The following is an 11,817-nucleotide window of genomic DNA, read 5'->3' as shown; positions in this document are numbered from 1 at the left end:
GGTGTAATCGATTATTTAGATGCGCGAGCGTAATTCTGCTCAACGTAATTATTAACAATCACTTGAAAATCGCGTGCAATATTCTCGCCACGCAAGGTTTGAACTTTTACGCCATCAACGAATACTGGGGCGGCTGGGGTTTCACCAGTTCCGGGTAATGAGATGCCAATATTGGCATGCTTGCTTTCGCCAGGACCATTCACAATACAACCCATTACTGCCACATTCATATTCTCAACACCTGGATGGGTTTTCTTCCATAAAGGCATTTGTTGGCGCAAATAGGATTGGATATTTGCCGCCAGCTCTTGGAAGGTGGTGCTAGTGGTCCTACCGCAACCAGGACAAGCAATCACCATCGGGGTAAAGTTACGTAAACCCATGGTTTGTAAAATTTCTTGGGCAACAATCACCTCATTCTCTCGGGGCGCGCCAGGATCGGGCGTTAAAGAAACTCGGATGGTGTCACCAATACCCTCTTGCAAGAGAATACTCATCGCTGCCGTCGATGAAACTATACCTTTACTGCCCATACCAGCCTCAGTAAGACCCAGATGGAGTGGATAGTCAGAGCGGCGGGATAAATCGCGATACACCGCAACTAAATCTTGAACATTGCTTACTTTGCATGACAGCAAAATTTGATCAGGATTCATACCCAACTCCACGGCTTTTTCGGCCGACTGCAAGGCAGATTGAATCAATGCTTCAATCATGACCTCTTGAGCGGTCTTTGGAGTTACTAGGGCAGCATTGCTATCCATAATGCTTGCTAATAGATCTTGATCAAGGCTACCCCAATTCACGCCAATCCGAATGGGCTTGTCATACTTGCAAGCGGCTTCAATCATTTGTGCGAATTGAGGGTCGCGTTTAGCCCCTTTTCCAACATTACCTGGGTTAATGCGGTACTTAGAAAGTGCTTTTGCACAATCAGGGAAATCATTTAATAAGGTATGGCCGTTGTAATGGAAATCACCGATTAAAGGAACCAACACATCCATCTTATCAAGCTGTTCGCGAATATAAGGAACAGCGGCAGCTGCCTCTGGAGTATTCACGGTGATGCGAACCATCTCCGAACCAGCGCGGGCGAGTTCTTTAATTTGAATTGCAGTAGCTATCGCATCAGCAGTATCGGTGTTAGTCATTGACTGAACACGCACTGGTGCATCACCCCCAACGGTAATACAGTTCGATTTCCAAACTATCTTCGCTTGACGTGTTGCTCTTTTGGGGGATGGGCCCAAAGGCAATATGAATGGTGAATGATTTAAAGTAGTCATCAGCGTTTAATCATCGAGACGATTCAACCATGTTATGGGCTGAATGATTTCATTATCGTGAACTGCGCGCTCGCGCACTCTAGTGCGATCAATCACATCACCAGCAAGTTGACCGCAGGCTGCAGCAATATCATCGCCGCGGGTTTTACGCACAGTAGCCACCATGCCAGAATCCAGCAGGATATTGGCAAAAGCTTGCACACGCTGCGGTGGTGAACGCTTGAGACCGGATTCAGGAAAGGGATTAAATGGGATTAAATTAATCTTACATTTAATGTTTGCAAGTAAACGCACCAATTCTTTAGCCTGAACATCAGAATCATTCACGCCATCGAGCATGCAATATTCAAAGGTTAAAAAATCCCTTGGCGCAAAAGGTAAATAGCGCTCACAAGCAGCCAATAATTCTCTTAAGGGATATTTCTGGTTCAGCGGAACCAATTGATCGCGCAAGGCATCATTGGGTGCATGTAGCGAAACAGCTAAAGCAACCGGACAATCTTGCGCTAAACGATCAATCATTGGTACCACGCCAGAGGTGGAGACGGTCACCCGACGACGTGATAAACCGTACGCCCTATCGTCCAACATCAATCGTAAGGCTGAAACTACGTTGTCATAGTTCAGCAATGGTTCGCCCATACCCATCATGACAACATTCGAAATTACGCGGCCAGTATGCTCCCAACCTGGGGTGGGATAAGTCTCGATACGTCGAACTGCCCCAGGCTCATTACGCAGTAAATGTTCGGCAAACCAAAGTTGACCAATAATTTCACCGGATGTGAGGTTGCGTGAAAAGCCCTGATGTCCAGTCGAGCAAAAGCGGCAGTTCACAGCGCATCCAGCTTGAGATGAAATACAGAGAGTGCCGCGATCATCTTCCGGAATGAAAACGGACTCAACCGCATTACCAGCACCCACATCTAAAAGCCACTTGCGGGTGCCATCGTTTGCTAGCTCGTCTTTGATAACTGGCAAAGGCGCTATTTCAGCCTTATCAATCAAATTGGCTCGAAAGCTTTTTGCCAGATCACTCATCTCATTGATGTTCGATACACCACGTTGGTGTATCCATTGCATGAGTTGCTTCGCCCTGAAGGGCTTTTCGTTTAACCCCGCGACATACGCCGCCATTTGGTCAGCGTCAAAATCTAAGAGATTGATGCGCGGGGTTGTCAATGCGCCTACTTATTAAATAGCTAAATGATTAACGTGCGAAAACATTCATGCCAGGGAAGAAAAAGGCAATTTCCACAGCAGCTGTTTCAGGAGCGTCAGAACCATGAACGGCATTCGCATCAATGCTGTCAGCAAAATCAGCGCGGATAGTTCCGGCATCTGCCTTCTTAGGATCGGTAGCACCCATTAAGTCACGGTTTTTAGCAATCGCGCCTTCGCCTTGCAAAACCTGAATCATTACCGGGCCAGAAATCATAAAACTCACTAGATCTTTAAAGAAAGGACGCGCAGCATGAACGGCATAAAACTGCTCGGCTTCGGATTGTGACAAATGGGCCATTTTGGAGGCGATAATTTTCAAACCAGCTGATTCAAATCGATCATAGATCTTGCCAATTACATTCTTAGCAACAGCGTCAGGTTTGATAATAGAAAGGGTGCGTTCGATTGCCATGCAAAACTCCAGTAGTAATTTCAAAAGTATTAGTTGAGCGCGGGGATGGCGGCGCCCCAGAAAAACCTCTTCAAGAAACCCCACTAGACACCCTACTTTCAACGACCCGCAAATTATACATCGGGTAACCGTATTTACCCCTAGTTGGCAAGCCCTAAGCTATTGAATTTACTAGGCATAAGCCCTTGTTTGAACATAGGCATTAAACAGTTTTTCTATATAACCTTGAATTGACACCCATTTGTCTATACTTATAAGTAACAGCCCCTTTTTGGGCTTGTGAACTTACTCTAAAGAAGGAGTCAATATGAGCGATCTTAACTCGTACGGCTTTGGGCAATCAGGCTCAATTAGCACCACCCAAATACGCAATCGTGTACTACGTAACACCTATGCACTTTTAGCTCTCTCCATGATTCCAACAGTAATTGGAGCATGGCTTGGGGTAGCAATGGGCTTGAATCTATATGCCGGAAATCCCTTCATGGGCTTCATTATTTTTATGGCAGTCGCCTTTGGTTTTTTCTGGGCAATTGAAAAGAATAAAGACAGTGGAATAGGCGTACTCCTTCTGCTTGGATTCACCTTCTTCATGGGAATCATGCTCACAGGCCTTTTAAGTTTGACGCTGAGCCGTTACACGAATGGCCCCTACCTGATCATGCTTGCATTTGGCGGCACTGCGGCGATTTTTGGCGTAATGGCAACGATTGCAACCGTCAGCAAGAGTGATTTCTCCGGACTGGGAAAATGGCTCATGGTTGGTGTGTTACTCCTCATTGTTGCCTCTTTAGCAAATATTTGGATGCAACTCCCGGCCTTGATGTTGACGGTAATGGTTTTGGCTATCGCCATATTTTCCGCATTTATTTTGGTGGACGTTCAGCGGGTTATTAATGGTGGTGAAACCAATTACATCATGGCAACCCTAGCGATCTATCTTGATGTATACAACGTCTTTACCAACCTTTTGGCATTGCTCGGTATTTTTGGTGGCAACAATAGGGAATAAGCTCTTCTAAGCTTCAAATAAATAAGGGCGCGATTGCGCCCTTTTTATCGCCTTGAGTAAGAGTTACTGCAGGGTATTTTTCAGAGCAGGCATTAGCGGCACAGCCAATACCTCTATACCCTCATCCCTTAAGGCTTCTGCTTCATCTAGGGTGGTTTGCCCACGAATACTCCGCTCTGGAGACTCCTTGTAATGGATCTTACGGGCTTCATCTGCAAAAGAATTGCCTACGTCCTCAGAACGGCCCATTAATTCACGCATGCCTTTCAGAAAAGCGGCCTGAACCTTAGCCTCAAGCTCGGAGTGATCCCTACCCGTTAGGGCAACCACATCACCATTCAAAGAACTAAGATCAACACTGCCATTGCTTAGGGCGGTAGAGGGCTCTGTTTTGATGGATGAAGATTTAGCGATATGCGGTGCCGACGGCATTCTGGTTATTTCAGTGCTGTCACAAAGAGGGCAAGCAAGCATACCCCTCTCCTGTTGTGAGAGACAATCTTCTTCAGAAGCAAACCATCCCTCAAAGCGATGATCTAACGGACAAGCGAGGTTATAAACTTTCATGAGACCTATATATAGGCAAAAGTGCCAAATTCAATAGATCTATTTTAAGGGATTTATCACCTCCATTCATTGCAGTGGCCTACTCAATGAGACTGGGGCTTACTAAGCCGCGCCGGTAACGATCCAGCCAATATACCGAAATAGTGGTTTTAACATCTGTTATGACACCCTGCTCCACCCATTCAATTAATTGCTCTAAAGGCGCCGCAAACACATCTAAAAACTCTTCCTCATCAAGATGGCTTTTCCCAGAGCTCAGGCCTTCCGCCAAATAGATATCAATAAATTCTGTGGAGTACGATATGACTGGGTGTATTCGCCGGATATAACTCCATTTTGTAGCGGTATAACCCGTCTCTTCAGATAGCTCCCTCTTGGCACAGGCCAATGGATCCTCGCTAAGATCCAATTTACCTGCCGGAATTTCAATACATGTCTTGGCGATAGGGTAACGAAATTGCCGCTCCAATAAAACCCGACCATCATCAAGTATTGCCAAAATAGCAACTGCACCAGGATGGGTAAGATATTCGCGGATTGCAACCTTGCCATCTGGCATCCGCACTTGATCTCGCTTCATCTTTAGGAAAATACCATCGCATAGATCCTCAGCCAAGATTTTCACCTCGCGCAGATGCGAATCGCCATCAGGAAGCTCTTCAAAAAATTTTTCCGTCATTTTGTTTGCTCAAAAGAAAAAGTTGATTGTTTATCTTACAAAAATCAGATGACACAAAGAAAAAAGGCCCCTTACGGAGCCTTTTAAATCTTGACAGCATATTGGGCTTAAGAGCCAAGCAAAGTGCGACGCATTGCATCTAAGCACATTGTCATCAATGTCGCCGGGAACATCCCAACGACAAGCACCAAAATGGCATTCAGACCTAGCAGTGCTCTTGCAAAACCAGATCCAGTAACGGTAATTTCGTGCGTTGGCTCATCAAAGTACATTACCTTCACGACCCGTAAATAGTAAAAAGCGCCTATTAAAGAAGCAATCACAGCAATAAGAGCAATGAAGGTATGCTCGGCATCAACCAAGGCCTCAAGCACACCCAGCTTTGCAGCAAAGCCAACCGTAGGGGGAATACCCGCCAAGGAGAACATCATCACAAGACCAATAAATGCATACCAAGGGTGTTTTTTATTCAGCCCCTTCAGACCCTCAAGCGTTTCACAGTCATAACCATGGCGAGATAAAACCATTAGCAAGCCAAAGCTTCCTAGGGTAGTCATAACGTAAGTAACTACATAGAACAAAGAGGCGCTAAAGGCATGATCATCAAATACAGAAAGCATCCCGAGAATGACAAATCCCATTTGCGCGATCGCTGAATACGCCAGCATACGCTTTAGATTGGTTTGAGCTATTGCAGTAACGTTTCCAACGACTAGCGATAGCAATGCTAGCAAGACCAACATTGGCTGCCAGTCGCCAAGCAATGGAAGCAGTGTATTTACCAATAAACGGAACAGCAAAGCAAATGCGGCTAGCTTAGGAGCTCCAGCAATCATCAAAGTAACAGCTGTTGGTGCGCCCTGATACACATCTGGAACCCACATATGGAATGGCACCACACCCAATTTAAATGCTAGGCCAGCAACAATGAAAACCAACCCAAAAGCCATTACTAAATGATTTACGCGTGGGTCAGCAACTGTTTTAAAGATCTCCAGGAGATCTAATGATCCAGTGATCCCGTAGAGCATCGACATGCCGTAAAGCAAGAAACCAGAAGCCAGAGCACCTAATATAAAGTACTTGATACCAGCCTCAACACTCTTCTCGCTGCTGTGACGCATTGCAACCAATGCATAAGTAGGCAATGCCATCAACTCTAAACCGAGATAGAGAGTCAATAAGTTAGCGCCTGAAATGAGTACAAACTGACCCAATAGGGCCAACAATGCCAAGACAATGAAGTCGGGGCGAAATAAGGAACGATCTTTTAAGTACTGCTTTGAATAAACCAGCGTCACAAAAACAGCTGCACAAGAACAAGCTTTGAGCAGGTTTGAGAGGGGATCTGATTGAAACATGCCATTCATGGCAAGTAGTGAGACATCGCCGAGGCGACCAAAGAATGCAAAAAATAAATAAGCCAACAAAAGCAGAGCAAAGAAGTAAACAAATCCAACACCGCGCGGAGTATGAAAGATATCCTGCTCTACCCCCGGAGTGGCAGGTTGACGCTCGCGAACATATACACTGGCAACCAGCAATAAGCAGGTGGTGATCAGTAAAACGAGTTCAGGCAGGATGGCGTATAGGTCGAATGCTTGCATTAGCTTTTACTCAGAGTTTGCTAACAGCAACATGCTGCAGCAGATTAATTACAGCCGGATGAATGATGTCAGTAAATGGCTTGGGATAAACGCCCATGCCAATTACGCAAATAGTAAGAACTGCCATCATGAAGTACTCGCGGCCATTGAGATCTTTTAGCTCTTCTACGTGCTGATTGCCCACAGCACCAAAAAATACTCGCTTGACCATCCATAAAGAGTAAGCGGCCCCAAGTATTAAAGCTGTAGCGGCCAAGATACCGATCACAAAGTCGTAATCAACTGCGGCCAAGATAACCATAAACTCACCAACGAAACCAGATGTAGCCGGTAATCCGCAGTTCGCCATCGCCATTAATACAGCAAAGGCAGTAAAGGCAGGCATACGATGCACTACGCCACCATAATCGGCAATCTGCCTTGTATGCATGCGATCATATAAAACACCAATCGATAAGAACATGGCACCAGCAACAAAGCCATGAGAAATCATCTGGACAATACCGCCTTCAATGCCCAAAGGACTAAAGAGGAAGAACCCAAGAGTGACAAAACCCATATGCGCTACAGATGAGTAAGCTACTAGCTTTTTCATATCTTTTTGCACTAAAGCTACGGCACCTACATAAATGACTGCCACTAAAGATAGGAAAATAACGAAGGGTCCAAGGTATTGGCTTGCGTCAGGGGCAATTGGCAAGGAAAAACGCAGAAAGCCATAAGCACCAAGTTTTAACATGATGGCAGCCAATACTACGGAGCCGCCAGTAGGTGCCTCTACGTGGACATCTGGCAACCAAGTATGCAAAGGCCACATCGGTACCTTGACAGCAAAGGCCATGAAGAATGCGAAGAACAATAAAACTTGTTCAACAATGTCTAGACGTGCATTTTGCCAAGCTGCAATATCAAAAGTATTAGTCACGTTATAGAGGTATAGCATTGCAACCAAAGTCAGCAAGGAACCCAACAACGTATACAAAAAGAATTTAAATGCTGCATAGATGCGATTATGGCCACCCCACACACCAATAATGATGTACATCGGTATCAAGGTTGCCTCAAAGAAAACATAGAACAACAATGCATCGAGCGCAGCAAACACGCCAATCATCAGACCGGAAAGGATCATGAACGAAGCCATGTATTGGGATACCTTGGTATCAATCACTTCCCAAGCGGCTATCACAACAAAAATATTAATGAAAGCCGTGAGCACAATGAACCAGACTGATATGCCATCGATACCCAAGTGGTAATTGATGTCATAACGAGGGATCCAGCGGACATTTTCAACAAATTGCATGCCAGTATTGGCAAGGTCAAAGTGAATGACTAAAGGTAAAGTCGCAACAAATCCGAGGATGGCCCCAAACAGCGCCAACCAGCGGACGCCCGCAGACGGCTTTTCTGACCCATAAAACAAAATAATGAGTCCAAAGAAAATCGGAATCCAGATGGCGTAAGAGAGAATCATGATGGCTACTTAGGTAACAAAGGCCTAGCGAACAAAAGGCAGGTAAGCGTACAAAACCCAGGCTAGCAATAACGCTAAGCCCGCAATCATAGCGAAGGCATAGTGATATAGATAACCGGATTGCAAATGACGAATCACACCAGCAAAGCGCCCTACTGCATGCGCACTGCCGTTAACTACAAAACCGTCGATAACTTGTTGATCGCCACGATGCCACAAGAAGCGACCTATCCACAAAAGACCTTTAGCGAAGATTGCTTGGTTTAAATCATCTAAGTAATACTTGTTATCCAAGAGCTTTTTCAGGGGAGCGAAAGCTTCTGCAACTTTGCCTGGTAATTTTGGCATCCAAAGATAGCCGATTACAGCAGATAAAACACCCAAGACAACCAGAAGCAAAACAGGAGAAGTAAAAGCATGCAATGCCATTTCAACTGGCCCATGAAACTCCTCGGCAAGCTTAACCATAGCGGGATGTCTGCTGATATCTACAAATATAGAGTCGCCAAAATAAGTACCAAATAATAGCGGTTCGATAGCGTAAAAACCAATGATCACCGATGGAATGGCAAGCAATACCAAAGGTAGAGTCACCACAAAAGGAGACTCGTGTGGTTTTTGTCCTGGAGCTAATCCATGATGGGCATGGTCATCACCCTGCACTGCATGCTCATGATGATCGTGCGAATGAGCATCGGCATGACCCCAACGTGCTTTTCCATGAAATACATAAAAATACAGACGGAATGAATACAGCGCCGTCACATAAACACTGGCCATCACAGCAAAGTATGCAAATCCAGATCCTGGAATGTGGCTAGCAGCAACAGCTTCGATGATGGAGTCTTTAGAATAGAAGCCCGAGAAAAATGGTGTGCCGATAAGAGCCAGATTGCCTAGCAACATCATTAAGCAAGTGATAGGCATGTATTTCCACAAGCCACCCATCTTACGCATATCTTGCTCGTGATGCATACCTAGAATAACGCTTCCTGCCGCAAGAAATAGGAGTGCCTTAAAGAAGGCGTGCGTCATTAAATGAAAGATTGCAACAGGATATGCCGAGACACCCAAGGCCACCGTCATATAACCCAATTGTGACAAGGTAGAGTATGCAACCACGCGCTTGATATCGTTTTGGACAATACCCAAAAAGCCCATAAAGAGAGCGGTAATGGAGCCGATCACCAAGATAAAACTTAATGCAGTATCTGAAAGCTCGAAAATTGGTGACATACGAGCCACCATAAAGATACCTGCGGTAACCATTGTTGCAGCATGAATTAAAGCGGATATAGGAGTCGGACCCTCCATAGAATCGGGCAGCCATACATGTAATGGAAATTGCGCAGATTTACCCATCGCGCCAATAAACAAGCAGATACAAGCAACTGTAAGTAAATTCCAACTTGTTCCCGGCAGTAACTGTGCTGCCAATGCATTGTTTTGCGCAAAGATCACGTCGTAGTTCATAGAACCAGTACTCGCCAATAACAAGCCAATACCCAGGATGAAGCCAAAATCGCCTACGCGATTGACTAAGAACGCTTTCATATTGGCAAAAACAGCAGACTGACGCTCGAAATAGAAACCAATTAAGAGATAAGAAACTACGCCGACTGCTTCCCAGCCAAAGAAGAGTTGCAATAGATTATTGCTCATTACCAGCATCAACATCGCAAAGGTAAATAAAGAAATGTAGGAGAAAAAGCGGTTATAGCCCTCTTCACCCTGCATATATCCAATGGTGTAAATGTGAACCATCAAAGATACAAAGGTAACTACACACATCATCGTGGCTGTTAAGGGATCAATTAAGAACCCAATATCGAGATTTAATTCCCCCAATTGCATCCAGCGATACACAGTGCCATTGAAGTAAAAACCATCCATCACTTGCACTAAAACATTGCAAGAAAGAACGAAAGCGATTGTTACGCCCAGGATAGTTACAAACTGACAGGCACCATGTCCAATGCGATTTCCACCCAATTTGGTTCCAAAAAATCCAGCAATAGCGGAGCCAAATAAAGGGGCCAGCGGTATAGCGCAGAGGATGGGGAGTGTTAAGGTCAAATTCATGACTAGCCTTTTAGGTGGTCAAGGTCATCAGCGTTAATGGTGTCTACCTTACGGAATAGGACAACCAGAATTGCCAAGCCGATCGCTGCCTCAGCAGCAGCCACGGTCAAAATAAAGAATACGAAAACCTGACCAGCCATGTCACCCAAATAATGAGAAAAGGCTATGAAATTCATATTTACCGAGAGAAGCATGAGTTCGATTGCCATCAACAGAACAATTACATTCTTACGATTTAAGAAGATACCAATCACGCTGGTCGCAAACAAGATTGCGCTGAGCACTAAGTAATGCGCGAGGGTGATATTCATTTTCTCTCTCCTCTAACATCTTGCTTGGCCGCCATATCTGAGTCCATTTGTACAATACGCATACGATCGGCAGCATTCACACTCACTTGTTGCGCGATATTTTGCGATTTGGAGTCCTTGCGGTTACGAAGCGTCAAGGCCACAGCAGCAATGATTGCCACAAGCAAAATGACGCCAGCAACTTCAAATGCATAGACATAGTCCACAAAAATGAGCTTACCTAATGCAAGTGTGTTGTTTGCTGAAACCTCGGGTGGTAAAGCTTGAACCGGCGTATTCGTGCCTATGAAGCTGCGTATCAAAACAATCGACAACTCAAGGACAATAACAACGCCCATTAAAAAGGCCAGGGGAAGGAATTTTTTGAAGTCACGACGCAGATGCTCGATATCCAAATCCAACATCATCACTACAAACAAGAAGAGCACCATGACGGCGCCAACATAAACCAATATGAGTGCCAGACTCAAAAACTCCGCCTTTAATAGCATCCATAAACCAGATGCACAGAAGAAGGCCAAAACTAAGAAGAGTGCTGCATGGACCGGGTTGCGCGCTGTAATAACGCGAACGGCAGACAATACTAAAAGGCCTGCAAAGGCATAAAAGAAGAAAGCAAAAATAGTGGATGGATCGAATGTCATATCAGTGTTCGCTCAATTCGATTAACGGTAAGGAGCATCGGCAGCACGATTTGCAGCAATGTCTTTTTCATAGCGATCGCCAACAGCCAACAACATCTCTTTAGTGAAATACAAATCTCCCCGCTTGTCGCCAAAATATTCAAAGATATTGGTTTCCACGATAGCATCAACTGGACAAGCTTCTTCACAAAAGCCGCAAAAAATACATTTTGTTAAATCAATATCGTAGCGGCTGGTGCGACGTGTACCATCATCACGTTCGGCCGTTTCAATCGTAATCGCATATGCCGGACAAACTGCTTCACATAGCTTGCAACCAATGCAACGCTCTTCGCCACTCTCGTAGCGACGTAATGCATGCAAACCGCGAAAACGAGGTGAGAGAGGAGTCTTCTCTTCAGGGTATTGAATGGTGATCTTTGGCTTAAAGAGATAACGACCGGTAATAGACATACCAGTCAAAATATCTTTGAGCATCAAACTGTCGAGGAATTGTTGGATTTTTTTATACATAAT

At 45.0% G+C, this 11,817-nt stretch carries 12 protein-coding genes; 1 reads left to right on the top strand and 11 read right to left on the bottom strand.

Annotated features, from left to right (window positions below; genetic code table 11):
- Window positions 1-11: 11 nt before the first annotated feature.
- The 3 genes from ispG to ndk form a co-directional block, all read right to left on the bottom strand.
- Window positions 12-1,286 carry a flavodoxin-dependent (E)-4-hydroxy-3-methylbut-2-enyl-diphosphate synthase gene (gene ispG, locus M2125_RS10260; RefSeq protein ID WP_076024104.1) on the bottom strand — a complete coding sequence of 425 codons (1,275 nt, stop codon included), beginning with the start codon at window positions 1,284-1,286 and terminating at the stop codon, window positions 12-14.
- 6 nt (window positions 1,287-1,292) lie between these two features.
- On the bottom strand, window positions 1,293-2,423 hold the full coding sequence (rlmN, locus tag M2125_RS10255) for a dual-specificity RNA methyltransferase RlmN (protein ID WP_425334206.1): 1,131 nt from the start codon (window positions 2,421-2,423) through the stop codon (window positions 1,293-1,295).
- A gap of 73 nt (window positions 2,424-2,496) precedes the next feature.
- A complete protein-coding gene (gene ndk, locus M2125_RS10250) occupies window positions 2,497-2,922 on the bottom strand; it encodes a nucleoside-diphosphate kinase (protein ID WP_076024106.1) in 426 nt (141 codons plus the stop codon).
- A 307-nt stretch (window positions 2,923-3,229) separates the two neighbouring features.
- Between ndk and M2125_RS10245 the strand changes: the two genes are divergently transcribed.
- Window positions 3,230-3,934, top strand: coding sequence for a Bax inhibitor-1 family protein (locus M2125_RS10245; RefSeq protein ID WP_076024107.1), 705 nt, complete (start codon window positions 3,230-3,232; stop codon window positions 3,932-3,934).
- Between the two features lie 63 nt (window positions 3,935-3,997).
- Here M2125_RS10245 and M2125_RS10240 read toward each other — a convergent pair whose 3' ends face one another.
- From M2125_RS10240 to nuoI, 8 genes are all read right to left on the bottom strand, one after another.
- Window positions 3,998-4,501 (bottom strand): DUF1178 family protein, encoded by a 504-nt coding sequence (locus M2125_RS10240; protein WP_076024108.1) that lies wholly within the window; start codon window positions 4,499-4,501, stop codon window positions 3,998-4,000.
- 79 nt (window positions 4,502-4,580) lie between these two features.
- Complete coding sequence (locus M2125_RS10235) at window positions 4,581-5,180, bottom strand: NUDIX domain-containing protein (protein WP_280741572.1); 600 nt, start codon at window positions 5,178-5,180, stop codon at window positions 4,581-4,583.
- Window positions 5,181-5,287: 107 nt separating this feature from the next.
- The gene (nuoN, locus tag M2125_RS10230; protein ID WP_280742923.1) at window positions 5,288-6,787 is read right to left on the bottom strand and encodes an NADH-quinone oxidoreductase subunit NuoN; all 1,500 of its coding nucleotides are present in this window, start codon (window positions 6,785-6,787) and stop codon (window positions 5,288-5,290) included.
- Between the two features lie 10 nt (window positions 6,788-6,797).
- Window positions 6,798-8,264 (bottom strand): NADH-quinone oxidoreductase subunit M, encoded by a 1,467-nt coding sequence (locus tag M2125_RS10225; RefSeq protein WP_277541215.1) that lies wholly within the window; start codon window positions 8,262-8,264, stop codon window positions 6,798-6,800.
- Window positions 8,265-8,288: 24 nt separating this feature from the next.
- Window positions 8,289-10,346: an NADH-quinone oxidoreductase subunit L gene (gene nuoL / locus M2125_RS10220; RefSeq protein WP_280742922.1), complete on the bottom strand. Its 2,058-nt coding sequence runs from the start codon at window positions 10,344-10,346 to the stop codon at window positions 8,289-8,291.
- 2 nt (window positions 10,347-10,348) lie between these two features.
- The gene (gene nuoK / locus M2125_RS10215; RefSeq protein WP_076024113.1) at window positions 10,349-10,657 is read right to left on the bottom strand and encodes an NADH-quinone oxidoreductase subunit NuoK; all 309 of its coding nucleotides are present in this window, start codon (window positions 10,655-10,657) and stop codon (window positions 10,349-10,351) included.
- Window positions 10,654-11,301 (bottom strand): NADH-quinone oxidoreductase subunit J, encoded by a 648-nt coding sequence (locus M2125_RS10210; RefSeq protein WP_076024114.1) that lies wholly within the window; start codon window positions 11,299-11,301, stop codon window positions 10,654-10,656. Before M2125_RS10210 ends, nuoK begins: the two co-directional genes overlap by 4 nt.
- Before the next feature lie 21 nt (window positions 11,302-11,322).
- Window positions 11,323-11,814, bottom strand: coding sequence for an NADH-quinone oxidoreductase subunit NuoI (gene nuoI / locus M2125_RS10205; protein WP_280742921.1), 492 nt, complete (start codon window positions 11,812-11,814; stop codon window positions 11,323-11,325).
- Window positions 11,815-11,817 lie beyond the last annotated feature (3 nt).

It is taken from the genome of Polynucleobacter sphagniphilus (assembly GCF_029892205.1).
In the GTDB taxonomy this organism is placed as follows: Bacteria; Pseudomonadota; Gammaproteobacteria; order Burkholderiales; family Burkholderiaceae; genus Polynucleobacter; species Polynucleobacter sphagniphilus.
This window is presented reverse-complemented; position numbering and strand designations above follow the sequence as displayed.